At 64.5% G+C, this 25,240-nt stretch carries 29 protein-coding genes and 1 tRNA gene; 11 read left to right on the plus strand and 19 right to left on the minus strand.

Going from position 1 to position 25,240, the window contains the following annotated elements; translation table 11 throughout:
* Nucleotides 1-14 precede the first annotated feature (14 nt).
* Nucleotides 15-1,184, minus strand: coding sequence for an acyl-CoA dehydrogenase family protein (locus ACY48M_RS11600; RefSeq protein WP_462820436.1), 1,170 nt, complete (start codon nt 1,182-1,184; stop codon nt 15-17).
* 102 nt (nt 1,185-1,286) lie between these two features.
* Here ACY48M_RS11600 and ACY48M_RS11605 point away from each other — a divergent pair, with 102 nt between their 5' ends.
* Complete coding sequence (locus ACY48M_RS11605; protein WP_462820437.1) at nt 1,287-2,150, plus strand: NAD(P)H-binding protein; 864 nt, start codon at nt 1,287-1,289, stop codon at nt 2,148-2,150.
* Nucleotides 2,151-2,162: 12 nt separating this feature from the next.
* Here ACY48M_RS11605 and ACY48M_RS11610 read toward each other — a convergent pair whose 3' ends face one another.
* A complete protein-coding gene (locus tag ACY48M_RS11610) occupies nt 2,163-3,002 on the minus strand; it encodes a fumarylacetoacetate hydrolase family protein (RefSeq protein WP_462820438.1) in 840 nt (279 codons plus the stop codon).
* 23 nt (nt 3,003-3,025) lie between these two features.
* Nucleotides 3,026-3,940 (minus strand): VOC family protein, encoded by a 915-nt coding sequence (locus ACY48M_RS11615; protein WP_462820439.1) that lies wholly within the window; start codon nt 3,938-3,940, stop codon nt 3,026-3,028.
* A gap of 160 nt (nt 3,941-4,100) precedes the next feature.
* On the opposite strand from ACY48M_RS11615, the gene ACY48M_RS11620 reads away from it, so the two are divergent.
* The gene (locus ACY48M_RS11620) at nt 4,101-4,394 is read left to right on the plus strand and encodes a putative quinol monooxygenase (protein WP_462820440.1); all 294 of its coding nucleotides are present in this window, start codon (nt 4,101-4,103) and stop codon (nt 4,392-4,394) included.
* Nucleotide 4,395: 1 nt separating this feature from the next.
* Nucleotides 4,396-5,349 (plus strand): fumarylacetoacetate hydrolase family protein, encoded by a 954-nt coding sequence (locus ACY48M_RS11625; protein ID WP_462820441.1) that lies wholly within the window; start codon nt 4,396-4,398, stop codon nt 5,347-5,349.
* On the opposite strand, the gene ACY48M_RS11630 is transcribed toward ACY48M_RS11625, so the two are convergent.
* Together ACY48M_RS11630 and ACY48M_RS11635 are read right to left on the minus strand one after the other, a co-directional pair.
* Entirely contained in the window at nt 5,342-6,046 is a 705-nt protein-coding gene (locus ACY48M_RS11630; protein ID WP_462820442.1) for an IclR family transcriptional regulator, read from the minus strand. The two genes, ACY48M_RS11625 and ACY48M_RS11630, sit on opposite strands and share 8 nt — an antisense overlap.
* A 25-nt stretch (nt 6,047-6,071) precedes the next feature.
* Nucleotides 6,072-6,755, minus strand: coding sequence for a GntR family transcriptional regulator (locus ACY48M_RS11635; RefSeq protein WP_462820443.1), 684 nt, complete (start codon nt 6,753-6,755; stop codon nt 6,072-6,074).
* 89 nt (nt 6,756-6,844) lie between these two features.
* Here ACY48M_RS11635 and ACY48M_RS11640 point away from each other — a divergent pair, with 89 nt between their 5' ends.
* Genes ACY48M_RS11640 through ACY48M_RS11650 form a run of 3 tightly spaced genes read left to right on the plus strand, consistent with a single transcriptional unit; the run spans nt 6,845 to nt 9,354 of the window.
* Nucleotides 6,845-7,627 (plus strand): SDR family NAD(P)-dependent oxidoreductase, encoded by a 783-nt coding sequence (locus ACY48M_RS11640; protein ID WP_462820444.1) that lies wholly within the window; start codon nt 6,845-6,847, stop codon nt 7,625-7,627.
* 18 nt (nt 7,628-7,645) lie between these two features.
* The gene (locus ACY48M_RS11645) at nt 7,646-7,948 is read left to right on the plus strand and encodes a hypothetical protein (protein ID WP_462820445.1); all 303 of its coding nucleotides are present in this window, start codon (nt 7,646-7,648) and stop codon (nt 7,946-7,948) included.
* 29 nt (nt 7,949-7,977) lie between these two features.
* Nucleotides 7,978-9,354, plus strand: a complete 1,377-nt coding sequence (locus ACY48M_RS11650; RefSeq protein ID WP_462820446.1) for an NADP-dependent succinic semialdehyde dehydrogenase — start codon at nt 7,978-7,980, stop codon at nt 9,352-9,354.
* 78 nt (nt 9,355-9,432) lie between these two features.
* Here ACY48M_RS11650 and ACY48M_RS11655 read toward each other — a convergent pair whose 3' ends face one another.
* From ACY48M_RS11655 to ACY48M_RS11670, 4 genes are all read right to left on the minus strand, one after another.
* On the minus strand, nt 9,433-10,419 hold the full coding sequence (locus ACY48M_RS11655; protein WP_462820447.1) for a DUF5050 domain-containing protein: 987 nt from the start codon (nt 10,417-10,419) through the stop codon (nt 9,433-9,435).
* Nucleotides 10,420-10,463: 44 nt separating this feature from the next.
* The gene (locus tag ACY48M_RS11660) at nt 10,464-11,333 is read right to left on the minus strand and encodes a DUF5050 domain-containing protein (protein WP_462820448.1); all 870 of its coding nucleotides are present in this window, start codon (nt 11,331-11,333) and stop codon (nt 10,464-10,466) included.
* A 231-nt stretch (nt 11,334-11,564) separates the two neighbouring features.
* Entirely contained in the window at nt 11,565-12,131 is a 567-nt protein-coding gene (locus ACY48M_RS11665; RefSeq protein WP_462820449.1) for a COG4315 family predicted lipoprotein, read from the minus strand.
* Nucleotides 12,132-12,197: 66 nt separating this feature from the next.
* Nucleotides 12,198-14,009, minus strand: coding sequence for a peroxidase family protein (locus tag ACY48M_RS11670; protein WP_462820450.1), 1,812 nt, complete (start codon nt 14,007-14,009; stop codon nt 12,198-12,200).
* A 319-nt stretch (nt 14,010-14,328) separates the two neighbouring features.
* On the opposite strand from ACY48M_RS11670, the gene ACY48M_RS11675 reads away from it, so the two are divergent.
* Complete coding sequence (locus ACY48M_RS11675) at nt 14,329-15,231, plus strand: virginiamycin B lyase family protein (RefSeq protein ID WP_462820451.1); 903 nt, start codon at nt 14,329-14,331, stop codon at nt 15,229-15,231.
* A gap of 79 nt (nt 15,232-15,310) precedes the next feature.
* On the opposite strand, the gene ACY48M_RS11680 is transcribed toward ACY48M_RS11675, so the two are convergent.
* Both ACY48M_RS11680 and ACY48M_RS11685 read right to left on the minus strand, forming a co-directional pair.
* Nucleotides 15,311-17,569: a heavy metal translocating P-type ATPase gene (locus ACY48M_RS11680; RefSeq protein WP_462820452.1), complete on the minus strand. Its 2,259-nt coding sequence runs from the start codon at nt 17,567-17,569 to the stop codon at nt 15,311-15,313.
* 9 nt (nt 17,570-17,578) lie between these two features.
* Nucleotides 17,579-17,797 (minus strand): heavy-metal-associated domain-containing protein, encoded by a 219-nt coding sequence (locus ACY48M_RS11685; RefSeq protein WP_462820453.1) that lies wholly within the window; start codon nt 17,795-17,797, stop codon nt 17,579-17,581.
* A 60-nt stretch (nt 17,798-17,857) separates the two neighbouring features.
* On the opposite strand from ACY48M_RS11685, the gene ACY48M_RS11690 reads away from it, so the two are divergent.
* Together ACY48M_RS11690 and ACY48M_RS11695 are read left to right on the plus strand one after the other, a co-directional pair.
* On the plus strand, nt 17,858-18,139 hold the full coding sequence (locus ACY48M_RS11690) for a metal-sensitive transcriptional regulator (protein ID WP_462820454.1): 282 nt from the start codon (nt 17,858-17,860) through the stop codon (nt 18,137-18,139).
* Between the two features lie 181 nt (nt 18,140-18,320).
* Nucleotides 18,321-18,393 (plus strand) — tRNA-Arg (locus tag ACY48M_RS11695).
* A 358-nt stretch (nt 18,394-18,751) separates the two neighbouring features.
* On the opposite strand, the gene ACY48M_RS11700 is transcribed toward ACY48M_RS11695, so the two are convergent.
* The 5 genes from ACY48M_RS11700 to ACY48M_RS11720 form a co-directional block, all read right to left on the minus strand.
* Complete coding sequence (locus ACY48M_RS11700; RefSeq protein WP_462820455.1) at nt 18,752-19,045, minus strand: hypothetical protein; 294 nt, start codon at nt 19,043-19,045, stop codon at nt 18,752-18,754.
* Between the two features lie 44 nt (nt 19,046-19,089).
* Entirely contained in the window at nt 19,090-19,659 is a 570-nt protein-coding gene (locus ACY48M_RS11705) for a TetR/AcrR family transcriptional regulator (protein ID WP_462820456.1), read from the minus strand.
* Between the two features lie 283 nt (nt 19,660-19,942).
* Complete coding sequence (locus ACY48M_RS11710) at nt 19,943-21,367, minus strand: NtaA/DmoA family FMN-dependent monooxygenase (protein WP_462820457.1); 1,425 nt, start codon at nt 21,365-21,367, stop codon at nt 19,943-19,945.
* Nucleotides 21,339-21,839: a flavin reductase family protein gene (locus ACY48M_RS11715; protein ID WP_462820458.1), complete on the minus strand. Its 501-nt coding sequence runs from the start codon at nt 21,837-21,839 to the stop codon at nt 21,339-21,341. Before ACY48M_RS11715 ends, ACY48M_RS11710 begins: the two co-directional genes overlap by 29 nt.
* Nucleotides 21,840-21,925: 86 nt before the next feature.
* The gene (locus ACY48M_RS11720) at nt 21,926-22,279 is read right to left on the minus strand and encodes a cupin domain-containing protein (RefSeq protein ID WP_462820459.1); all 354 of its coding nucleotides are present in this window, start codon (nt 22,277-22,279) and stop codon (nt 21,926-21,928) included.
* Nucleotides 22,280-22,469: 190 nt separating this feature from the next.
* On the opposite strand from ACY48M_RS11720, the gene ACY48M_RS11725 reads away from it, so the two are divergent.
* A complete protein-coding gene (locus ACY48M_RS11725) occupies nt 22,470-22,610 on the plus strand; it encodes a hypothetical protein (RefSeq protein ID WP_462820460.1) in 141 nt (46 codons plus the stop codon).
* Nucleotides 22,607-22,855 (plus strand): type II toxin-antitoxin system RelE family toxin, encoded by a 249-nt coding sequence (locus tag ACY48M_RS11730; RefSeq protein WP_462820461.1) that lies wholly within the window; start codon nt 22,607-22,609, stop codon nt 22,853-22,855. Before ACY48M_RS11725 ends, ACY48M_RS11730 begins: the two co-directional genes overlap by 4 nt.
* Before the next feature lie 315 nt (nt 22,856-23,170).
* Here ACY48M_RS11730 and ACY48M_RS11735 read toward each other — a convergent pair whose 3' ends face one another.
* From ACY48M_RS11735 to ACY48M_RS11745, 3 genes are all read right to left on the minus strand, one after another.
* Nucleotides 23,171-23,629 (minus strand): MarR family winged helix-turn-helix transcriptional regulator, encoded by a 459-nt coding sequence (locus tag ACY48M_RS11735; protein ID WP_462820462.1) that lies wholly within the window; start codon nt 23,627-23,629, stop codon nt 23,171-23,173.
* Nucleotides 23,630-23,901: 272 nt separating this feature from the next.
* Nucleotides 23,902-24,345 carry a DUF1801 domain-containing protein gene (locus ACY48M_RS11740; RefSeq protein WP_462820463.1) on the minus strand — a complete coding sequence of 148 codons (444 nt, stop codon included), beginning with the start codon at nt 24,343-24,345 and terminating at the stop codon, nt 23,902-23,904.
* A 91-nt stretch (nt 24,346-24,436) separates the two neighbouring features.
* The gene (locus ACY48M_RS11745; RefSeq protein WP_462820464.1) at nt 24,437-25,177 is read right to left on the minus strand and encodes a winged helix-turn-helix domain-containing protein; all 741 of its coding nucleotides are present in this window, start codon (nt 25,175-25,177) and stop codon (nt 24,437-24,439) included.
* Nucleotides 25,178-25,240: the final 63 nt, after the last annotated feature.

Here is a 25,240-nt window from a genome sequence, read left to right on the forward strand (position 1 = left end):
GTTGTGCCTGCGTACTACGCGGGAGGCCCTTCCACCACGCCGAACAGGGCGGCGCCCTGCTGGGTCCACGCGCTGTCGTTGAGCGTCGCATGTTGCGAGAGGGTGAGGATGTCGCGGAGCCGCCGCTGGAGCGGTGCGCCGTCGAAGATGCCGCGAGCGCCATAGGTGCGGAAGCAGGTCTCCACGACGTCGATGGAGGCATCAACGGCCCACGCACACGTCGCTGACGCTGTCGTCAGCAGCGCCATGAAGTCGGCGTCGGCGTCGAGGTCACGGAGTGCGGATGCGTCTGCCCGGATGAGGGCTCGCGCTGCGCGGAGCTTGGTCGCGACCTCGCCGATGCGATTCTGGGCGACGGGATCCGCCGCGATGCTGGTGCGGGCAAAAACCCTGGTGCGGCCGGCCGCAGCGTCGGCGAGGTCATCAATGGCTCCCTGGGCGACCCCGATCGCGATGGTCGCGAGTTCGTAGCCAAACTCGATCAGCGGGTACCGGGTGATGCCCTCGATGCTGGGCGTCGCGGTCGAGAGATCGAAACTCAGGTCTTGCGGAACGAAGACGCCGTCGAGCGTGAAGTCTTGGCTTCCGGTACCGCGCATGCCGAGCGTGTGCCAGGTGTCGATCACCTGGGCCGCATCTTTCGGCACGACCATCGCTCGCATGACCGGCTGGCCGCCGGGGCCGCGAACGGGCTCGCCATCCTTGATGAGTGCGCAGTTGGCGAAGAGGTAGTCCCAGTTGTCGCAGCCGCTCGCGAAGCCCCAGCGGCCCTCGGCCCGGTAGCCTCCCTCGACGAGTTCCGCGCGACCATTCGGAGCGAACGACCCGCCGATCGTGACGTCGGCGTCCACTGCGTGGAGACGCTCGAATGCCTCGCTCGAGAGCCACGCCAGCACGGCGGGACTCTGGATGCCGATCGTGGTTGCCCAGGCGAGCGACCCGTCAATCGTCGCCAAGGCTTCAATGACGTCGAGAACTCCTGCGGAGCTTGCTTCGAGCCCGTCATGGCTCGCAGGGAGGAGCAAACGGTAGACGCCGAGCTCTCGAAAGCGCTCGTGGAGGTCTGCGGGCAGGCGGCGCCCCTCTTCATATTCGGGCACGCGCTCGCGAAGCTCATCGCTGAGCTCGCGCAGTGCAGCGAGCACCGTGACGGAGTTGATCGTTGTGTCGGTCAGGCTACTCATCGTTCGGTCGCTTTCCGGATGGCATCGTCGCCACTCCACGATTTGAATCTACTAAACGAAACGGTATCGTACATTTAGCTCATCGAGAATTGAGGGAGAACAATGAAGTTGCTCATTACCGGTGCGTCCGGACAGCTTGGCCGGGCCACAGCGGATCGCCTGCTTGAGTCGATCGATCCGCGCGACCTCATCCTCACCACACGCTCGCCCGAGGGCCTGTCCGACTTCGCGGAGCGCGGCGTCGACGTTCGCGAAGCAGACTTCGCGCGACCCGATACGCTCGCCGCAGCGTTCGCGGGGGCCGATCGGATGCTCCTCATCTCCACCGACGCGATCGGACAGCGAGAGCAGCAGCATCACGCTGCAGTCGACGCGGCGCGCGCGGCTGGGGTCTCGTTCATCGCGTACACCTCATTCCCTTCGTTCGGGCAGGGGGACTTTCTCTCGGCCGAGCATGCCGCAACCGAAGCGATGATTCGGGAGAGCGGCATGGCCTGGTGCATCCTCCGCAACTTTCCCTACGCCGACAACGAAGTTCGAGCGATGGGTGAAGCGATCGAGCGGGGTGAACTCGTGACCAACACCGGCTCAGCGGCGACAGCATATGTCGCCCGCGTCGACTGCGCGGCCGTCGCGGCGGCCGTGCTCGCCGGTGATGGCCACGACGGTCAGGTGTACGACGTGACCGGGCCCGAACTCATCGATGCAACCCAACTGGCGCAGACGTTCGCCGCGGTGGGCGGTGGCGCTGTCGACATCCGTCACGTTGATGACGAGGGGCTCGCACACGACATTTCGAGCAGGGGTGGCCCGCCGTTTCCTGTCGCCCTGCAGATGGTCGGCGCGATCGGCCGTGGCACGCGAGACGGCGTGTTTGCCGTGCAGAGCGACGTCGTCGAACGACTCACCGGCGCGCCAGCGACACCGCTGAGCGCCGTGCTGAGGAGCGCGCGAGCAGCGAACTGATCCTGGCGCCGGCTACGCCGTCACAAAGGTGTTGCGGATCTCCCCGATGCCCTCAACCCAGGTCGTGAGCACTTCGCCCTGCTGAAGGAACCGCTTCGGTTCACGCGCGTTGCCGACGCCGCCGGGCGTGCCGGTGAAGATGACATCGCCGGGCTGCAGCTCGAGCACGCCAGAAAGATGCTCGATGATCGTCGGGATCGAGAAGAGCAGGAGCTCGGTGCGCCCGTCCTGCATCACTTCGCCGTCGATCGCGCAGCCGAATCCGAGATTGTTCGCGTCATCGAACTCGTCGACTGACACGAGCTCGGGCCCGATCGGACTAAACCCTGGAAAGGACTTGCCCAGGCTGAACTGGGGTGGGATTGCGGCCAGCTGCAGCAGACGCTCGGAGAGGTCCTGGCCGATCGTGAGGCCCGCCACGTGATCCCACGCATTCTCTTTGGAGACCTTGTAGGCCGGTTTGCCGACGATGACGACGACCTCGGCCTCCCAATCGGTGTGTCCGCCCTCTGGGAGCACGACCTCCGCGAACGGACCCGTGATCGAGGTGGGGAACTTCGTGAACACTGCGGGCACGGGGGAGACGCCAACTGGGCTCTCGTCGACATGCGACTTGTAGTTCATGCCAATGCCGAAAACCTGCTGGGGGCGCGGTGCCGGTGCACCGAAGACGGCGCCGTCGCGCAGCGGTGCGCCGCCGGATGCAGTGGATGCCCACTCGGTGAACGCAGCCCACTCTCTGTAGAGCGCCTGAAGGTCGGAGGAGAAGCGGCCCGCGCTCGCCTCGGCGACGTCGAGCCAGCCGGTCTCGGTCTTGAGGCTGGCGCGGTTGTCAATACTCGCAATACGCATGGGGTTGCATCTCTCTTAGGGTGTCAGCGGCCGAGCAGCGCGCAGCCGGCGGTCGTCATCAGGGTCGGCATGTTGCCGTCCCACTGGTTCAGCCAGTACATGTCTTCGGGATCCCAGACGAACGCCTCGCGCTCCTTGTCATAGATCCGCTCCAGGTCGGTGTAGAGCTCGATCACGCCGCCATTGGGCTCCTGGTAGTAGGCCGCGATGTTGTGACCGGCGCCGTGTCGGACGGGACCCCAGATGAGACGGGATCCGAGGCTGGCGAGTCGATCGCCGAGGCGACCGAGGTCCGCGATCGACTGGGTCTCCCACGCGTGGTGGTGGAGTCCGGTCCAGGTGCTCTCGATCAGCGCGATGCCGTGGTGATCGGGGTTGCAGCGGAGAAAGAAGCCCTGCGAGACGCCGATCCGGTCAGAGACACGGAAGTCGAAGACATCGACGAGGAACTTCGCGAAGGCGATGGTGTCTTGCACCCGTACGGTGAAGTGACCGAGGCGATCGGGGCCGAATCCGCCAGGACGGATGTCCCACCGGGTCGGGCCGAGATGCACATGAAAGGTGAACCCCTCGGGGCCGATGAACGCGAAGCCGGCCTCGATGAAGTCCTCGAAGGGCTGTTCCGCGATGACGCGGTAGCCGCCCCGGTCGACCTTCTCCCGAATCGCGTGCAGTTCATCCGGGTTCGGCGCGATGAGACCGAAGTGGTCAGCGCCGTCAGTGTCGGAGGCCGTGTAGACGAGGTCACGCGTGCCGGTGCCCGAACCGAAGTAGGCCTTGGTCTTCGTCACTTCGACGGGCGTGAGGCCGAGCACCTTCTCGGCATTGTCGATCGAGGCGCGCAGGTCACGCGTCGCCAACGAAACGTAGCCGATCTCTGAAATCGTTCCGACCGCCATGGTGCTCTCCTCATCCGACGCGGCCGAAACATCGGCCATGGTGCCTACCTAGCAAACAGCGGCCACTGTATCCAGGGCGACGATCGCGAGCTTGCGCGGCTTCCGTTATTCGGAAACGTGCGCGGACGGAGCATCCGATACGGCATTAGATGAGTAGCGATCCAACCGCGGGTCGAGATTCGATCAAGGGAGCACCATCATGGCCTTCGTCTGCAGCGCAACATGGACCGCCAAGCCAGGGGAGGAAGAGACCGTTCGTCGCGCCCTCGAGAACCTCTCGCCCGCCTCGCGCGACGAGCCTGGCAATGTCTACTACCAGGCCTACCAGAGCCCCGAAGAGCCCAGCATCTTCCGCATCTTCGAGGTGTACGTCGATGAAGCTGCCTTCAAGGCGCACGGCACCTACCCGCATTTCGAACAGTGGGCCCTCGGACAGGCGATCCCCGCGCTGGAGACCCGTCAGCGCGAGTTCTACGAGACCTTCGACTTCTAACATGCGCGTCGCTCGGTTTCGAAACGGCGACGCGATCCGCGCCGCGATCGTCGAGGGGGAGACGCTTCGTGCGCTCCCCGTCGGGACTGAGGTCCTCGACGTGCTGAATGCTTCCGTGGCCGAGCGCGAAGCGCTTGCTGCGCTCGCAGAAGCACCAATCCCGCTCGTGCGTTCAGCGCTTGTCGCCCCGCTCGACCCGAAGGCGATGCGTGACTTTGTCGCATTCGAACGACATGTCGAGGGCGTGAACTCGAGCGTCGGCGGCGGCAGCGCTGGGGTTCCCGAGGCGTGGTACGAGGCGCCGGTGTTTCTGTTCATGAACCCCCACTCGCTCACGGAACCCTTCGCCGACATTCCCATGCCGCCATACACGGGGGCGCTCGACTTCGAACTTGAAGTCGCGGCGATCGTGGGCACGAAGGTGCGCGATGTCTCGCCGGACGAGGCCGAATCGCACATCGTCGGCTACGCGATCCTCAACGACTGGTCCTCCCGCGACGTTCAGCGCAGAGAAATGCAGATCCATCTTGGGCCGAGCAAGGGAAAAGACTTCGCAAACACGCTCGGCCCGTGGATCACGACCCCCGATGAGCTTGAGCCGTGGCGAGTCGGGGACCGCTACGACCTCACGATGCGAGTGAGTGTGAACGGCGAGTACATCGGCGGTGACAGCCTCGCGACGATCGGCTGGAGCTTTGCAGAGCTGCTTGTCCACGCATCCCGTGACGCCTGGGTCGGCGCCGGAGACGTGCTCGCGACCGGCACGGTTGGCGGTGGTGCGCTCGCGGAATGGTGGAGTCGCCGCGGCGAACAGACACCGCCCCCTCTGCAGGTCGGCGACGTGGTGACCATGGAGATCGACGGTCTGGGGATGATCGAGAACCGGATCGTCGAAACGACGAGCCCTGGGCACCGGGCGCCGAGCGCGCGTCGTCTGGACAGCAACCTCAGTTAGCGGCGACCGCACCGATTCGACGCGCCGTCACAAGAATCGACGGCACCTGCAGCTGCGCCGACTGCTGGGGAGCCAAGGTCAGTGAGACCGCTCCGATGATGCCGAGACGCCCTCGAATCGGGGCGGCGAGAATCGTGCGACCACCAGAGTCGCGGTCCGATCGCAGTGCCACCCCATCGCTGCGCGCTTGCCGCAGTTCGCGATCGAATGTGCGGGCGTGTGCAGGGCTGAGCGTGGCGCGTCGAAGCGCCGCGACCTCTGGCGGGAGCAGCGCGAGGATAGCGATTCCTGCGGCTGATGACTCAAGAGCGAGCCGTTCCACGCGACCGCTCCATTCTGTCGGCGGTGCATCGGGTGCGGAGAGTCGTTCGATCACAACAAGCGCGTCGCCGATAAATCGCGTGAGCTCGACCGTCGCGCGACTGACCTCGCGGAGGTCGTGGAGGTAGCGAGACGCGAGCAGGCGAACGCGTTCGACTGGCTCAAAGTGGCGGCCAAACTCCCACAGCCGTTCTCCGATCCGCAGGCCTCCGTCGTCGAGACGTTCGATGACGCCTTCGACGATGAGTTCGGCGCACAAACGGTGGGTTGTGGTGAGCGGAAGTTCACTTGCAATGCTGAGCTCACTCAGTGTCAGGGGTCCGGCCGCATCGCGGAGCTCATCGAGCACGCGCATCGTTCGAGCGATTACCGACATCGCGTCCTCCGCGGCGCTGTGCAGCTCACTCGGTGCTGCCATCCGGCGTCAGTTCGACCACGCTCCGCATAGTGCCATCGAGATGCTGCCGGAGTATCGCAGCGGCCTCGCTCGCCCGGCCGCTGAGTGCGAACTCAAGCAACTCGAGGTGCTCCTTATCGACGGTCGCCCGCCGCTCCTCGGTCATCGCGGCCGTCGACAGCTCACGATAGATCTCAGCCTCGTCGCGCAGTGAGCGCACTTCGGCGAGGAGTCGCTCGTTGCCGCACTCCGCGCAGAGGGCATCGTGGAATGCGGCGTGGGCCTCACGCCATCGTGGGGCCAGGCCGGGCCCGCGCGTGCCGGCGGCGGCGGCTTCAAGCTCTCGGTAGGTTGCGCGAAGCCGCTCGGCTGCCTCGGTGGTGGCGTTCAACGCCGATAGCCGCACTGCTTCGCCCTCGAGAAGCTGCCGCATCGCCGTGAGCTCGCGCAGGTCCTGTTGTGACGTGGTGACAACATGAAAGGCTCCCGTTGCCGACTCCCTGACGAGGTTTTGCTCGACGAGGCGGAGCAGCGCTTGCCGCACATCGCTCATCGCGACATCGAGTTCTTCAGAGAGTTCGGCGAGCACGATCTCGTGCCCCGTCCGGAATCGCCCGCGGACAATTTCTGTCTGGACCGATTCTGCAATGCGAGCGACTCCAGCGCTGCGCGGCCCGTTCCAATTCATGACCACGACCCTAGTCGATCAGCGGATGCTCGCTTCCACTATTCGGAATCGACTGGCTCGCGCAGGTGGCGACGCGACAGGATGGGGCTGTGCCAACAACACCGACCGCCGCAGAGCTGTTCTCTCTCAAGGGAACAGTCGCTGTAGTGACGGGAGCGACATCCGGGCTGGGGTTGGCCGCAGCCGAAGTGCTCGCCTCGGCAGGTGCCACGACGGTGCTGAGCGGGCTCGCTCAAGAGCAGCCGGAACGCGTCGCGGCCGAGCTCGCCGCGGAGGGGCTCCTCGTTGTCGGCCGTGTCTGCGACGTCTCGAGCTCGGATGAACTGCGTCGCCTCGTGGAGTGGACTCTCGCCGAGTACGGGCGCATCGACACCGTGTTCGCAAACGCTGGCGTCTCGCTTGAAGATCACCCGAACGGCATGTCGAGCGATGAGCAGTTCGACGCGATGTTCGACATCAATGTGCGCAGCGTTCTTACGCTCGCTGATCTTGCTATTCCGCAGATGGCCGAGCGAGGCGAGGGGTCGTTCATCATCATGTCGAGCCTGGCCGGCATTCGTGGCAACGCGAAGATCAAGCTGTATGGGCTGACGAAGGCGGCGAATGCCCAGCTCGCCCGCAATCTCGCCGTGCAGTGGGGCCCGAATGGCATCCGGGTGAACTCGATTGCCCCAGGGGTGATCAAGACGGAATTCGCCAAAGCGATCACCGAGGGTCCTGGCAGCGAGCGTCGCCTTGCCAAAACGCCCATGCGGCGCTTTGGCGAGCCGTACCACGTGGCTGGGACCGTGCTGTGGCTGGCGTCGAAGGCCGGTTCATTCACGACCGGACAGAACATCATCGTCGACGGCGGCACCGTCATCGGCGACTAAACCCCTGGGAGGGTGACCATGCACGGTCGAACAGTCATGCTTCGCCGCTATCGGCTCGCGCCCGGCACCTCCGAGAAGTTTCTCGCCTGGTGGCAGTCCCATATCCCTGCGCTGAGGGCCGAATCGGGCTTTACCATCGACAGCGCGTACCTCGATCGCGAGGCCGAGACATTCACCTGGGTGCTCAGCTACCCCGGTGATCGGGCGGCATTCGATTCCGCCGATGCCGAGTACGCGGCCCGACCCGAACGTGCCGCGGCCCTGGCACTTGCGCCGCCGCTCGTCGATGTGATCATTGAATTTCCTCAGCGCGTTCTCTAATTCGCACGCACCAACCTCAGGAGTCAAGCATGGCAATTGCGACGACGAACCCGTTTACCGGCCGCACCGAACGCACGTTTGAACCGCATGACGAGGCGGAGGTCGAGCGTCGCATCGCGGCGGCGGCAACCGCGTTTGAGGCGCTACGCGACACAACCTTCCAGCAGCGTGGGGAGTGGATGCGTCGTGCCGCAGCGCTCCTGGAGGCCGACGTTGAGCAGGTCGCGCGACTGATTACGCTCGAGATGGGCCGGCCGATCACGGCGTCGCGCGCTGAGGTGCTGAAGTCGGCTCGCGGCATGCGCTACTACGCCGACCACGCAGAGACGTTCCTCGCTGCGGAATCGCTGCCCGATCCGACCGCGGTGGGCGCATCCGCCGCCGGCACTCGCTATGAACCAATCGGCGCCGTCTTGGCGGTCATGCCCTGGAACTACCCGTTCTGGCAGGTATTGCGGTTCGCGGCGCCAGCACTCATGGCCGGCAACACTGGCCTCTTGAAGCACGCCTCGAATGTGCCGCAGGCCGCGCTCTACCTCGACACACTGTTCGAACGCGGCGGATTTCCCGCCGGTGCGTTCCACGCCCTGCTCATTCCCGCTTCGGGCGTTGAGCGGGTCCTGCGAGACCCTCGCGTCAAGGCAGCCACGCTCACCGGCTCGGAGGCGGCCGGGCGCGCGCTCGCCTCGATCGCCGGGAGCGAGGTGAAGCACGTTGTGCTCGAACTCGGCGGCTCCGATCCGTTCATCGTCATGCCGTCGGCGGACCTGGACAAGGCCTCCAGTGTCGCGGTCGTCTCACGGAACCAAAACAACGGCCAATCGTGCATCGCGGCGAAGCGGTTTATCGTTCATACGGAGGTGTACGACCACTTCGTTGCGCAGTTCGGTGCGAAGGTCGCCGCACTCACGGTGGGGGACCCATTCGATGAGTCGAGCGATGTGGGCCCGATTGCAACGCTTTCCGGGCGTGACGAGATTGCCGCACAGGTCGACGACGCCGTCGCCAACGGTGCCCGCGTGGTCACCGGTGGCAGCATCCCAGATCTTCCAGGGTGGTTCTACCAGCCGACCGTGCTCGAGGGCATCACGAGCAGCATGCGACTGCATCTCGAAGAGGCCTTTGGCCCGGTCGCCACCGTGTATCGGGTGGAGGATCGTGACGAGGCCCTGAAGGTTGCGAACGGCACCACGTTCGGCCTGAGCTCTGCTGTGTGGTCGGCTGACGCGAACGAGCAGGAGTGGTTCGCTCAGCGCCTCGAGGCCGGCGCCGTCTTCATCAACGGGATGACGGCGTCATTCCCGGAGCTCCCCTTCGGCGGCTCGAAGGATTCTGGCGTAGGCCGCGAACTCGCGGCCGCCGGAATCCGTGAATTCTGCAACCTCAAGACCATCTGGAAGCGCTGAGGCCATCACGCGCTGAGCGCAGAAAGCACTGGGCGCCCAGTGCCATTAGCACTGAGCGCCCAGCGAGAGATCAGTTCGCTACCAGACGACAAGCCCTGCCGGCCCATCGGCCCCGGTGATGAAGCTCTGGTTCACCTCAGTGCCATCGAGCAGCGCTCGACCGATGGTGCCGTTGTTGTTCGCCCAGTAGATGTACTCACCATCGACGCCGACTCCGCCAGAAAAGTCGACTCCCTCAATGAAGCTGAAGTCGACTTCGGTGCCGTCGATGTTCGCCCGACCGATCGTGTTGTCCTTGTTGTTCGACCAGTAGAGGTAGTCGTCGTCAACCGTGAGACCCACTGGGAGCGGCGAGAGCACGGCCCCGCTCTGGGCGCCCGTATTGATCATGAAGTTCTCGTTCACGTCGGTGCCGTCGATGTTCGCTCGACCGATCTGACTGGCGACATTCGACCAGTAGATGTAGTTGTCGTCAACGGCGATCGCGTTCGGCATGCGAATGCCAGCGTCGAACTCGATGAAGGTTTCGTTGATGTCGGTGCCGTCGAGGTTCGCGCGACCGATCGTCATGGTGCCGTTGTTGGCCCAGTAAATGTACTCATCATCGACGGCGACGCCGACAGCAAAGTACACGCCGGAGTCGATGAAGGTCTTGTCAACGTCGGTGCCGTCGAGGCTCACTCTGCCGATCGTGTTTTCGAAGACATCGGTCCAATAGATGTAATCGCCTCCGGCAGCCATCCCGCTCGCGAAGTTGACGTCCGTCACGAACTCGTGGTTGACCTGCGTGCCGTCGAGCGTTGCGGAGCTGAGCGTGTGGGCGGTCGCCATGAGCGCATCGGTCTTCTCGATGCCGTGGTTAGCCCAGTAGATATGTGTCGCATCGCGAGGCGTCGAGTCGGTCTCTGACTCCGGCGGCGTCGTTTCCGCGCTCGGTGGCGTCGACGTCTCTGCGCTCTCTGAGCTACAGGCGCCGAGCGAGGCCGCGAGCAATAAGGTTCCGGCAAATGCTGCGAGTCGTTTTGAGAGGCGTGACGCGCGCGCGCCTGCAATTGTGCCGGTCATTGTTTCTTGATTCCTTTCGACTGTGAACAGAGACACTGCACTGCTCACCGCACCGCGAGGCCGGCGGGGGCGTCGGCGCCGGTGATGAAGCTTTGGTCTGGGTCGCTGCCATCGAGTTTGGCCCGCCCGATCGTGTCGCTGTTATTCGCCCAGTAGATGTACTCGTCATCGACGGCAACGCCCGCCGGGAAGTCTGCTCCGGGGAGGAAGTTCTTGTCTGCCTCAGTGCCGTCGATGTTTGCTCGGCCGATCGTGCCGTCCGTCATGTTCGACCAGAAGATGCTCTCGTCGTTCACCGTGAGGCCGATGGGGACTGGCGAGAGCACGGTTTCGCTCTGGGCTCCCGTATCGGTGATGAATTCCTCGTTTGCCTCGGTGCCGTCGATGTTTGCTCGGCCGATTCCGTTGACCCAGTTGCTCCAGTAGATGTACTCGCCGTCGACGGCGATACCGTTCGGGACCTGGATGCCCTTGATGAAGAATCCGTCTGCCTCGGTGCCGTCGAGGTTGGCTCGTCCGATCGAGTTGGTGCCGTTGTTCGCCCAGTAGATGTACTCATCGTCGACCGCGATTCCGTTGGGAAGGCGGATGCCGTCGGTGACGAACTCAAGGTTCGCCTCGGTGCCGTCGAGTTTTGCCCGGCCGATCGAGCTCTCTTCGATGTCGGTCCAATAGATGTAGTCTCCGGAGACCGCCAGGCCGCTCGGGAACGTGATGTCCGCGAGCAGGTCTTGCTGCACTTCGGTCCCGTCAATGTTTGCGACACCGATCGTGTGGGCCGTCGCCATGAGGGCTTCGTTCTGGTGGATGCCATTGTTGGCCCAGTAGATGCTGGTTGCGACCTCGGCAGCATCGTCGCCGCTGGTGTCTCCACCTTCCGCGCTGCAGGCCGCGAGCACGAGGGCCGCCAACACAGAGGTCGCAACGGCGAACGATCGGAGCGTTTTCCGGGTCCGGCGCCGAGGAGCGCTCGAGCCGGATCCGGCCCGGACAGGCCCAACAGTAGACGCTGGAGAACGGAGACTCATCATTGATTCCTTTACTTCGATGCGGGGGCAGTTCGTTGGAGGGGGAGTGGTGCCACGACCGGGACGTGTTCGGGCACGCAGCAGGCGCTCCGTGCCCGAACACGCAGTGACGGAGGGTTACGGCGCTGGGACCGCGGCGGAACCGTCGCTCGGCATCGGGGTGCCATCCGCTGCAAGCACCGTCCACATGCCGTCGCCAAAGTTGCTCGACAGGCCGTGGCCGAGCGCGCTGCCGGGGGTGTCCGCTCCGAAGGTGTAGAGCGGCTGACCGTTGATGGTCAGCTGGTTGATTCCATCGTGGTCCCATTCGCCCATCGTGGCGCTCACTGCGGGGTTGAGCTGCGCTTCTCCCGGGTTGCTGATCACGGGCGGCCAGAAGCCGGTGCATGCCTCATCGATGCAGATCGGGTTTTCGGTGCTGTCGCCGCTGAGCACGTACATCGCGGATCCGGCGTCGTTCACGATAATCGACGCGGTGCTGCCGTCGGCCATCTCGACATCGGCGACGAGCAGCTCCAGGGTCGGTGTTGGTGCCGGCGCTTCGACGGGCGGCGCCGCGGGCTCTGAAGCTTCGGTCGGCGAAGCTTCAGTCTCCGTGCTTTCCGGCTCTGACGTGCAGGCGGCAAGGCTGAAGGCGAGTGCGCTCGCGAGCAGTACTGCGAGCACGGGACGTTGGATGTTCATCATTGCTTTCTTTCTCCACTTCGTTGTGATTACAAGGGCAAACGGGAAGACTCCGGCATGTTCGAGCTAGCGGTAGACCCCTGGTTCGACCACGCCGGCGTAGTACATGAAGTTGGCGTGGGTGTAGTCGCGACTTCCCGCGATCTGGGTGCTGCGGTTTGCCCCGTACTTGAGACTTGAGCCGAGGAAGGGGGTGAAGTCCGGGTCCTGGTTGAGGTAACTACGAGCGTTGTCGCTCATGAGGCCGACCAGGGTCTCAGTCGTGATGCGCCCACCGACGGGTCCGAGTGTCAGACCATCGGCGGCGATGTCGGCTTCCGCCAGTTCGTAGTACCACATGGGTGTCTTCGTCGCGAAGTCCGCGTAGACACTGCCGATCTCCTCAAGATCTTCTTTCGCCAGGGCATCGACGCCCATCTCGCGGGCGACCGCCTGGCCAGACGGGAGTGCCCAGGTGAGCACCCGGAGCAGGTCCCGCTGCGGCAGCACTGTGAACTCGAGCTCGGTTCCAGGGATAGCGGGGATGGGAAGGGTGAAGAGCACGCTCGGGTTCTTCGGGTTGATCTGCCGGTTGTTGATGACCTGGCCATCCCCGAAGTCAAAGAATGACTGCCAGCCGAGGTAACGTCGCGGCGCGGCGTAGCCCCCGAGCATGTCGTCGCGGTCGAAGGTGTTCATATCGAAGCGCCCGGAGGGGAGCGCGGCGTTGAAGCCGAGGCCGTAGAACGGCGCCTTATTGGGGTCTGAGCTGGCGCCGGTGCCGCTGGAGAAGTTCGCGCGGTACGCGGAGTCGGCCTGGGCGTGTCCGAACTTGAACGATGCGGAGTTGAACTCGATCGGCATGTAGGCATTGCCCGACGGCGGGTTGTAGTACTTGTTGCCGTTCTGGATCACGTCGTCGACAACGGACTGTCCGACAACCTGCGGGAGGTACTCGTTAATGATCAGCCAGTGGTAGTGCCACAGGATGATCTCTTTCGCCACGAGATGACGTTCGTTGACGTTGGACAGGTCCGCATCGCGCGCGGTGGGGAACGGCGACAGGTCGATGTCGTTCAGGTCATCGAGAACCTGGTTGTACGCCATCATGTACGCGGCCGTCATGCCTTCGAGCGTGAGCGTCTGCACGTTGCGGCCGTCGGGGAGCAGCGTCTTGTAGGAGCCATCGGCGTTGGCGGTGTGGGCAACGGTCTCGTACACGCCGCCGCTGCCGATCTTGATCTTTGCATCGCCAGACTCGTAGAGGCCATTCGAGTTGCCTGGCCCCCGGCCGAAGATTCCGTCGAGGTCAAGTGCTGGAGTCTGCTCGTTCGGGGTGAGGAGCGGGTTCGCGGGTGCGCCCAGCACGGAGGTCGCATCGAACGAGATGTCGTGCGTGATGAACTGGCCGAAGAACGTCGTGCCGACCGTTTGTGTCGGGTTGAACGGGTTCCTCCCGTGCGCGTTGGTCGCCGTCGGGCTGCCGTTGACGGCGGGGTCGAACAGCAGGCGCTCCGGCGAGACGGACAGGTCATCGAGAGCATCCATGATGCCGCCCTGCTTGCCGACCTCAAGCAGCGCTTGGCGGACGGTGTCATCGGGGTGCGCGAACGGATCCGAACGCAGACTCGGAAACATGATGCCGAACTTGGTGGCGTTCTCTGGAACTCCGCGAGCGGCCGTTGCGGCAAGCGTTTGCGCGGGGGTCGCGGTCGGTGTTCCGCCGCCGAATCCGCCGTTCGATGCAACGGCGGCGACTCCTGCCCCAGCTGCCGCGACACCGACACCCGTTACACCAACGATCTTGAAGAAATCTCGACGAGATGATTTCTGCTTCGTCTGCTGCGAAGGTTCGTCTCCACCTTCTGGCGAACCTGCGTTCTTGTCTTCAGCAACCATTCTTCGGATCCTCCTTGATCACGTTCTTCTTGAAACTCGCGCACGCACAAAGGGCCTCGGCGCACGCGGCACGGGCGTCTTCGCCCTGCCAACTCTGAATATTCGACACGGTACGGATTCGTCTGCCCGAATATTGGAGCAGACGCTATCACACTGTGTCAGTCACCCAAAGGGCTCAAGCGCCGTCGGAGCACTTGAAAACCGCCCTTATGGTACCGTACAGTACCGTTTGTGACGGGCACGAGGAAGTGCCTAAACCCGAGAGCTCGAGCATGCGAACATGCTCGCCAGTCGGGGTCGCGAGACTAAGGGAGCAAACATGAAGAAGTTCCGAATCCAGCGACGCCGCAAGGGAAGTCGGATGCTGGCTGCCGCGCTGGCATTGGGGCTCGTTGCCTCGCTCGCGGCATGTAGTTCCGCTGAAGGTGGCGGCGGAGATGCTGTGGGCGATCGAATCTTCTGGACCAACAGTGGCACAGAGGTCGGCGTGCCCACCCGCGACGAAGGCGTCAATTCCATCGGTGGCGCAAACCTTGACGGCACGGACGTCAATGCCGACTTCATTACCGGAGCCAGCTTTCCGATCGGGGTCGCAATCCAGGGTGAGTTCATCTACTGGAGCAACGGCGATCAGAACACGATCGGCCGTGCGAAGCTCGACGGCACTGAGGTGGACCAGGAGTTCCTGACCGGGCTGAGTTCTCCGGCGGGTCTCGCCGTCGATGACGAGTACCTCTACTGGACCAACGCCAGCCACAATACGATCGGACGTGCGACGTTCGACGGCGAAGACGTGAACGACGCCCTCGTCTCTGGAGCCAACTTCCCGAACGCTGTGGCCGTCACCGGCGAGCACATCTACTGGGCCAACAACGGCAACAACACAATCGGTCGATCCAACCTCGACGGCTCTGAACCAGACCAGGAGTTCATGACCGAGGTGGATTCGCCCGCGGGCATGACGATCACCGACGAGTATCTCTACTGGACCAGCCGCACCGCCGGCACCGTCAGCAGGTCAAGCCTCGAAGGCACCGACGTGGAGCTCGACCTCATCACGGGAGCCAACACGCCAGCGGGTGTGGCGATCAGCGGTGAGTATCTCTACTGGACCGACAGTGACGGCCTTATCGGTCGAGCGAACGTCGATGGCAGCGACCCAGATCCAACGTTCATCAGTGACGCCGACGGGCCTGGCGCCTTGGTGGTGTTGGCGGGGTAAGACCAGAGCAGAAGCGTTCGGGCCGCGCTATCAACCGCGACCCGAACGCATTTCTGCTTCCGCTGCATCCGAGTTGCCGTCACCGCCGCGGCGTGAACCCTCGCAGCCGCAGGCTGTTGCTCACGACGAAGACACTCGAGAGCGCCATGGCCGCACCGGCGATCATGGGGTTGAGCAGTCCGACCGCGGCGAGGGGGATCGCCGCGACGTTGTAGGCGAACGCCCAAAACAGGTTGCCCTTGATGGTGCTGAGTGTGCGGCGCGAGAGACGGATGGCGTCGGCCGCCGACCGCAGGTCGCCAGCGACAAGTGTGAGGTCGCTCGCCTCGATCGCGATGTCGGTGCCGGTGCCCATCGAGAGTCCGAGGTCGGCCTGCGCGAGCGCGGGCGCATCGTTGATGCCGTCGCCGACCATCGCGACGACGTGCCCCTCCGCCTGCAGGCGTGTGATGACATCTGCTTTATCGCCGGGCAGCACATCGGCGATGACCTGCTCGATGCCAACCTCCGCCGCGACCTCGCGGGCCACCGCCTCGTTGTCGCCCGTCAGCAGTATCGGTGTGAGCCCGAGGTCCTTCAGGGAGGCAACCGCTTCGGCGCTCGTCGGCTTCACAGTGTCGGCAACCACCAGCACGGCGCGCGCCTGCCCGTCCCAGCCCACCACGACCGAGGTGCGGCCGGCGGATGCCGCGTCCCGCTGCGCTGCGGCGAGGCGCTCGCCGAGTTGCAGGCCCCAGTCGGCGAGCAGTGACACCCGGCCGACGACGACGGCGTGACCGTCGACGACCCCCTGCACGCCGCGCCCCGACACATTCTCGAACGACTCGACCGGCGGCACCTCACCCTGCGAGGCGGCGGCGTCGGCGATCGCGCGGGCGATGGGGTGTTCCGACGCGGCCTCGAGGGCACCTGCCAGCCTCAACGCCTGCTCCGGGGTGGTCGACTCGTCGGTGATGACGTCGGCCAGTGACATCCGCCCGGTGGTGACGGTGCCGGTCTTGTCGAGCACGATCGTGTCGACACGGCGGGTTGATTCGAGCACCTCTGGGCCGCGGATGATGATGCCGAGCTGCGCCCCACGCCCGGTGCCGACGAGCAGTGCGGTGGGCGTGGCGAGCCCGAGCGCGCAGGGGCACGCGATGATGAGCACCGCGACGGCCGCAGTGAACGCGAACTCGGGGGTTGCGCCCGAGAAGAGCCAGACCGCGAGCGTGACGGCGGCGATCACGAAGACGATGGGCACGAAGATGCCCGAGATGCGGTCGGCGAGGCGCTGCACCTCGGCTTTGCCCGATTGGGCGCGCTCGACGAGCCGCGCCATGTGGGCGAGCTGCGTCTCGGCGCCAACGCTGGTGGCACGCACGACGAGGCGCCCGCTCACGTTGGTGGTGGCGCCGACGACTCGGTCGCCCTCGTCGATGTCGACCGGCACCGATTCGCCCGTAAGCATGCTGCGGTCGACGGCGGATGCCCCGGCCACCACCACCCCGTCGGTCGCGATCTTCTCTCCGGGCCGCACGACGAACTCGTCGCCCACAGCGAGGGAGCCCACCGGCATCCGCTCTTCGCGACCGTCACGCAGCACGGCGACGTCGTTCGCGCCGAGGTCGAGCAGCGCTCGGAGTGCGGCCCCGGCCTGCCGCTTGGATTTCTTCTCGAAGTAGCGGCCGGCGAGCACGAACACGGTGACGGCGGCGGCGACCTCGAGGTAAATGTTGCCCGAGCCGGAGGTGGGTTCGAGGGTGAGTTCGAAGCCGTGGGTCATGCCGGGCATGCCGGCGTGGCCGAAGAAGAGGGCGTACACCGACCAGGCGAGGGCGGCGAAGGTGCCGACCGTGATGAGGGTGTCCATGGTGGCGGCGCCGTGGCGCAGGTTCACCCAGGTGGCGCGGTGGAACGGTGCTCCGCCCCACACGACGACGGGCGCTGCGAGCGTGAGCGAGAGCCACTGCCAGTAGGTGAACTGCCACGCGGGCACCATCGCGAGCACGACGACCGGCAGTGCGAGCAGGGCGCTCACGATGACGCGCGTGCGCAGCGAGGCGAGCTCGCTGTCACTCGCGTCGGCGAGGTGGTCGGCATGCGGGTCGTGCTTGGTGTGCTCGGGGGGCGGTGGCAGCTCCGCCGTGTAGCCGGCCTTCTCCACCTCGGCGATGAGCGCCGCCGGGTCGAGCGTCGCGGGAAACCGCACGCTCGCCTTCTCGGTCGCGTAGTTGACGGATGCCTCGACCCCGTCGAGCCTGTTGAGCCGCTTCTCGATGCGGCCCGCGCAGGAGGCGCACGTCATCCCCTGGACGGCGAGGTCCAGGTCGATGCTGGCGGCTCTGGTGTCAGTCATGATGCGTTGTCACGCTCCTGTCGGGGTGGTGCCGAGCTCGTAGCCGGCCTCATCGATCGCGGCGGCGATGGCTTCCGCATCGGGGGTGCCGTCGCTCTCGACGCTCACAACACCCGAGGGCAGGTCGACGGCGACGTTTGTCACGCCCGCGATCTTCGACACCTCTTCGGTCACGGAGGCGACGCAGTGCTGGCAGGTCATTCCATTTACGCTGTATTCGGTCTTCATGTGGACGACGATACCCCCATGGGGTATAAATGACAAGGACGGCCGACGAAAGGATGCACCGTGCACGGGTACAGCGACAACAAAGAGCAGCTGCTCAAACGCCTCAGGCGTGCTGAGGGTCAGGTCCGCGGCATCCACCGCATGGTCGAAGAAGACACGTACTGCATCGACGTGCTCACGCAGGTTTCCGCGGCAACGAGCGCCCTCGAAACCGTTGCGCTCGCGCTGCTCGACGACCACCTCAAACACTGCGTCGCCGAAGCAACGCGCGAGGGCGGCCCCGTCGCTGACGCGAAGATCGCCGAAGCGTCCGCCGCGATCGCGCGGCTCGTGCGCTCCTGACGCCGTCGCCGGTTGGTTTCGATACGCTCGCTGGCGCTCGCTACTCAACCGGCGCTGGTTGAGTAGGCCCGCGCCACCCTCGCTGGTTGAGTAGGCCCGCTAGGGCCGTATCGAAACCCACCCCGTTCGAACTCCCTCCGACTGGCTGGTATAGTCATCCAGTCGGGTTTCGCCCCGACATGCGCCCGTAGCTCAATGGATAGAGCATCTGACTACGGATCAGAAGGTTAGGGGTTCGAGTCCCTTCGGGCGCACTTCTCCGAAGCGATCCACTCGTGTGGGCAGCTTCCCTGGTTGTCCGGGCCCGTTTGGTCTTCTCCATTGCTCTTTCCTTTCTTGTTGAGAGTGGGTCGACGTGAGCGCTGTCTCTGGCTGACAGCAACCGTGACAGCAACGCGGCCCGGTCATTCGCCTCGGGGGCGGCGGATGTCTTCTTGCGCGCCGCGGGCTAGCTCTCGCATGGAGGCCGCCCACTTCTCGTGCTCGCGCCGCCGCGCGTCGGGATCAGTGTCGGTCAGGACCACCACGACGAGGTAGGGCGTGCGGAACGCGCGATGTGCCAGCCGTGCCCAGGCGGCGGGATCGTCTGCGAAGCGGAGTTGTCCTGTCGGCTCATAGCTCGCGCGGATCCGAACCTCGAGGATCGACAACCGACCACGGCCTGACCTCAACCTTCTCCTGTCGTGGTGCTCGCACGCGGCTGGCGACGTTGCGGCTGATGTACTCCTCTCGCACCGCCTCGGCGAGCATGGTGCGCAGCACAGCATGGGGCAGTTGCACAGTGCGTGCGGAGACTCCCGTCGCGCCCACTGCACTCTGCAGCCGTCGCACATCCGCCGGTGTCAGCCGGTCGAGCCGAGAATCGGCACCTCCGGGTACGGGTGCCGCTCGGTCGAGCACGTGCATGGTGGCCTTTCTCTTCTTTCTGATCTCTTCTTCCTGGAGGGGATTCAGTTCGCGGCGGCGGGCAGCGCGCTCATGAGCAGTTGGCTTCCCGCGAGCTGGCTCAGGAGGAACTCCCGATCGCTCTCGCCGCGCACCACTCGGAAGTAGACGATCCCGAACGTCAGCCCCATGACCGCGTCGACAATGACGTCATCCGTGGCGACACCGATCCGGGCGAGTGCATTCGTGATGAACTCCCGAAATTTGCGTATGTACGCCTCTGTGCTTGCACGAAGAGCGGGGTTTCGTGATGCTTCGAGGAGGATGTGTGTCTCGAACGCGGTCATTTCGGGGTCCGCGTCGGTGGAGCGGACGACGGAGTCCAAAAAGTCGCCGAGGGTCTGTGGTTCGCGGAAGTCGTCGAACAGCGTAGAGAACGCGAGTCCAAGGGCTTCATCGAGAATGTGGTCGATGGATTCGAAATGGTGCTGGATGGCACCGTGGCTCACCCCGGCCTCGGCGGCAATCCGTCGGTAGCTGAGACTACGTGTTCCTTCGTTGGCGACGAGTCTGATCGTGGCGCGGATGACGGCTTCGCGGCCGTCGCCGAATGCGATCCGGCGGCTTGATGACATAACGGCCTGCCTCAGGTCAGATGCACTTGCGGTTCTGTGCGTGCATGTCCCTCAGGTTAAGCCATGCCGACCTCGTCGAGTTGGGCAAGGCCTACAGCCGGGCTGCGAGGGGATTCACGACCGAACGTCGGCGTGAATCCCCTCGCGGCGAGCAGCTACTGCAGATTTTCGCGGAACGTGGTCCCCGCGTAGGTGGACGGAGATGCGCCCCGGGCCTGCAGATACGGGGTGAGTTCCTCGGTAATGCGTCGGACGTGCTCCCCCTGCGAGACGGGCAGCGTGCTCATCGTGCGACCGCCACGAAGCATGAGTCCGTCGCCTCCGACCTCATCCATGAGGCGGATGAGCGATTNAGTTCCTCGGTAATGCGTCGGACGTGCTCCCCCTGCGAGACGGGCAGCGTGCTCATCGTGCGACCGCCACGAAGCATGAGTCCGTCGCCTCCGACCTCATCCATGAGGCGGATGAGCGATTCGCCCACCTTCTCGACGGGGCCGTGGAAGGGGCTTTCGGTGCCGACGAGTTCGTATCGGATCAACGATTCGCGGAAGCTGAGCCCTTCCTGCGCCATGCGCTTGAAGTCGTTGACAACGGTTGTGATGCCCGTCTCCGGCCAATCGAGCGGGAAGGGCTGGTGCGGGTCGAGGGCGTCGATGTCGCCGTTCAACATGAACCCCCACCGTTCCTTGATCATCTCGAAGTAGTCGTCGGAAATGGTGTTGACGTCGTAGTCGGGGTCATCGTCATGGGTGATGAAGGCGTCCATGTCGTAGAAAACCTTGATCGTGCCCGGGTCCCGTCCGATGGCTGCGGCGCGAGCGCGGATGTCATCCCGGAACTCCTTCATGACCTCGACGTCCCCTCCAGCCGACGAAGCGAAGATGACATCGGCGTGCTGTGCTGCGAAGGCGCGACCCTCCTCCGACGCGCCTGCCTGCGCGAGGACCGGGCCTCCGCCCGGTCCGGGGAATCCCATCAGCGGTCCGCGGGATGCGAAGTATTCGCCGGTGAAGTCAACGGTGTGCACCTTCGCCGGATCGGCGTAGACCCCGGTTGCCTCGTCCCGGACCAAGGCTTCGTTGGGATAGGAGGCCCAGAGCTGCTTGACGAGGTCGAGGTACTCGTGCGCGCGCCGGTAACGCTCAGGGCCGTTGGGGAGGGGCTCATTCCCGAAGTTGAGTGCCTCCAGGTCGTTGCTCGAGGTGACGATGTTCCACCCGGCGCGACCTCCCGAGACCACGTTGAGCGTCGACATGAGGCGTGCGAGCAGGTAGGGCGGGTAGAACGCCGTCGAGGCCGTGGCGATGATGCCGATGCTGTCCGTGTGGCTGGCAATCTTCGCGACCAACGGTAGCGGATCGTACTTTGGTGAGTTGACACCGTAGGTCACCGGCCGGGTGTGATCGCCCGCGGGGCCCCCGATCGCCTGCAAGTTCTCGAAGAAGAGGAAGTCGAATCGTGCGGCTTCGAGTTTTTGTGCCCAGTCGACGAAAACGTCACCCGTCCACCAGTCCCCGCCGAAACTCCGGTCGGTCAGCGAGTGCCATCCGGGAGGGGCAAATTCGGTGATCATCGCGAGTCGGAACGGTCGTGTCATGGTGTCCTCATTTCTTTGTGGCCGTCGCGCACGGATCGGCGCGACGTCGTTCGCAGGGGGAGATACGGTCTTTCGCGGAGGCTTAGGCGATGCTCCGGAACTGGGAGTCATGGAACACGAGGGCTTGGCGTTCGTGGTGCGCGCTGGCAGTGACGAGTTGCAGCACCACGATGTCGTGGTCGCCGGCCGGGTGGATGGAGTAGATCGTCGCCTCGAAGGTGAGCGCCGCGTCGGCGAGAAGAATCGCTGACTCGGAGCTCGCGTGCCGTTCTACTCCGGCCCACCGAATCGTCTTATCGCGCGACGCGAGCTGCCTGCAGAGCGCCGCTTGCTCGTGCGCAAACACGGAAATGCCCAACCGTGGGGCGGATTGGAGTCGTGGCCAGGTCGTCGACGTGTGTTGAACGGCGAACATCACCAGAGCTGGCTCGAGCGAGACGCCCACGGTGAAGCTTGACGCCACGAGAACGCGTTCTTCACCATCGACCCAAGCGGCGATTGCCGCGACTCCGGAGGGGAAGCGAGCCAGTACTCGACGGAGTTCGGTGCTATCGATGGAGGACCTATCGGACTCAGACTGCACGGTCAGCGACCTTTCTGTTCTAGACGAGCGCGGACGTCATTGAGCGCGGCATGGCGGATGCCGAGGGCGTCCAGGCGGTTGCGCAGTCAGCGCGTCGCGGACGGGATGCTGTAGACAAAGAATTCAATGGTGGGCGCGAGTACCTGGACGGTGTATTCCGAGCCGGCGACGAGAGCGATGCTTTCCCCGGGGCCTACTCGATACGTGTCGCCACCGATTTCGGTGTACTCCAAGAGCCCCTCCAAGACGGTCAGAGAGTTGTCGAGTTCGATGACGCCGATGTGAACGACGTCGGGCATCTGCTCGGGGTTCGCGAACCAGTAGCCAGCGGCCAGGTCTTCCCTTCCGTTGTCTCCGAAACGCCGCAGGTACTGGACGCGGGTTGCTCCATCAACGAACGGCTCGCTCAACGCAAGGTCCGGTTTGGCGAAAAAGGTCATGAATCCTCCTGCTGAAAGGTCTGCGCCCGAGAGGAGGCGCTGCACTCCAAACATTACGAAGGTAATGTTTCAAAGCGATTTCGAAGGATACGCATGCACGTTACGAATACGACAGTTCAAGCGAGCGCGTCTACTTGTCTCGCCACATATGTCCTGCCGGCACTAGCGACGCAGTCAGCGCGCGGCTGTCGTGGTCAGTCCCGAGCAGTACGAGCGACTGATTGAGGCGCTCGAGGATGCCGAGGATGTCGCCGCGTTCGATGAAGCGATGGCGGAAGAAGGCCCTAGCATCCCGTGGGCGCAGGTGAAGGCCGATCTGGGCTGCTCGTGATCTACCGGATCGAGCTGCGCCCGGCTGCGGTTCGCGCTCTGAGACAGATCGACCACCAAGACCGGGAGCGGATCCGTGGTGCGATCGCGCTACTCGGCGAGAAGCTTCGTCCTCCCGGTGCGAAGGCTCCGCGTGGGCGTTCGGGTAGGCGCGTGCGCATCGGCACCTACCGCATTATCTACACCATCGACGATGACGTTCTCATCGTTGCGGTGATCGCTCTCGGCCATCGGCGTGACGTTTAGAGCGCTGAAGCGTGCCCACCGCGTGCCCACGAGTCACCCTCAACGGGATCGAAGGTGGTGCTGATCGACTCCGGCTCAAGAACCGCATGAATCCGCGGTTTCTGATCGATCACCATCCTGAAAACAGCACGAAGTAGGGTTCGATTCCCTTCGGGCGGGATGCGCGAGCTGATCGCTCGCGGTGCGCCCTCGAGGTCTCACCGCTCGCGGTGGGGGAGGACGAGGTGGCGCTGCTCGATGCGGCGAGTGCCGACTCCTCGACGCAGGCGGTCTCCTGGAACGGTCTGCTGGCGGCGCTGGTGGTGCTCGGCCTGCTCAGTTCGCGCCGATGCCCCCATCGCGCACATTCGTGCGCAGCTTGTTGCACAGCGCTTCGAGCTGCTCAAGCTCCTCGTCGTTCAGCGCCGATCCCACGTGATCGCTGATCGACTGCATGTGAGCAACGGCGACCCGACGAAAGAGGCTGAAGCCCTCGTCGGTGATGGCGACGATGACGCCGCGGGCATCCGTGGGGTCCGCGCACTTGGTGATGAGTCCGCGTGCGGCGAGGCGATCGACGAGGCGGCTCACGCTTGGCTGCGTGATGAGCAGGTCTTCGACAAGGTCGCGGATGCGCAGGGCCCGGCCCGGGTGCCGTGTCAGGTTGAACAGCACGTCATATTCGACAAGCGATATCTCAGGCGTCCGGAATTCGGCGTTGAGTTGACGCATCACGGTGACTTGCGCCCGAAAGAGCGACTCCCACGCCGATACGGCGGTCGACTTCGATGTCATCGGGGCCCCTCTCGTGCCAAGTCAAGAATAGGGCCGGAGGGGCGGGTGCGCCGCTTAACGGATTGAGGGCCCGTCGTAGAGGCTTACGACGGGCCCTCTCCCTTGCACCAAGAGTGTCCTGCAATCACATTCCGCGGGAGCTGCCACAGCAAACAACTTCCGCTGCATCAGACTCTATAACGGTTAGGTAACAGCGCGCTAGTTACCAAACCGTTATTTTTCTGCAAGTTTGCTGTGCATCGATGTCGTGCCCGACAGTGCGCTGCACCAGGTCAGGCCACCGCCCGGCGAACAAGCTCGCTGATCGCCTTCTCGTCTGCAGCGCTGAGTCGGCTCACGGCATATGACGTTGGCCAGAATCCGCCGTCGTCGAGGCTTGCAGCGGTGCTGAATCCGAAGGTCGAATACCGCTCTTTGTCATCGGCGCCGCTGCGAAAGAAGCACACGATCTTGCCGTCTTTGGCCCACGCCGGCTGGCCGTACCAGAGCTTTGCGGCGAGTTCCGGCGCAGCATCCGTCACGAGCTCGTGGAGGCGTGCTGCGAGTGCGGCGTCGGCAGGTGCCATCCCGGCGATCTTCGTCAGCACGGCCGACTGATCCGCTGCCGCCTTCTTCGCGCCTTTGCCCCCGCTAGCCTCAGCCTTAAGTTCCTTCGCGCGCGCCTTCATCGCGGCGCGCTCTTCTTCTGAAAACCCTGTTTCGGTCGTGCCCGTCATGTCTGCTCCTCGATCGGTGAGTATCGGATTACCCCACCATAAAGGCGTGCAGTTATCCGATACTTCTTGATTCCGGATCGATCGAGAGGTTCTAGAAGCGGTCGGGCGACGGTGTGCTGGTGTGCTGCACCGAGACGTCCGCGTGGCGGTCGAAGCGGTAGCCGACGCCGCGCACAGTGCGCACAATCTCGTCGTAGCCACCGAGCTTCGAGCGCAGGCGGCGCACGTGCACGTCAATGGTGCGCTCGTTGGGTGCATCCTCGTCGTCGACGCCCCAGAGGCCTGAGATGAGTTCGGCGCGGTCGATCGTGCGACCCTCGCGAAGCACGAGGTACTGCAGCAGCTCGAACTCCTTGTACGTGAGGGGTGCGATGTCGCCGTCGAGGACGACCCGCTTGCGCGAGAGGTCCACGATGACGCCGCCGCGAGACTCCGGCTCGATGGTCGCCTCGTCCTGCTGACGGTGCTTCGCGAGCGCCGCTGGGTCTTGCAGCGCGAGCCGCACCACGTCGACATCGCGACCGCCGACGCCCTGCGGGGCGAGCGCGACCGCCGCGTAGGTTTCTGCGCTCGGTACGAGTTGCTGCGTGAGCGTCTTCAGTGCCTCAACGATGGCACCAAGGTCGGTGCCTGCGGCGGCAGCCTTGAGCTCATCGACGCCGACGTAGAGCACGAAGCCGCGTGCCTCGGTGCCCTCGGGCACGGCGCGCAGGCGACGGGGAGCGGATGCTGCAGCCTCCGGAGCCGCCGTGACAGCTGGTGTCGTGGTCGGCGCCAGGTTCAGCGCGGCATCGGTGGTGGTGGGACGGGAAAGGTCGTATGCAAGTGACATTGGTCGAATTCCTTCGGAGGGGTGAAGGGCCTCTAATGATGAGGGTGTGATCCTTCGGTGACT

This window comes from Homoserinimonas flava, assembly GCF_054969005.1.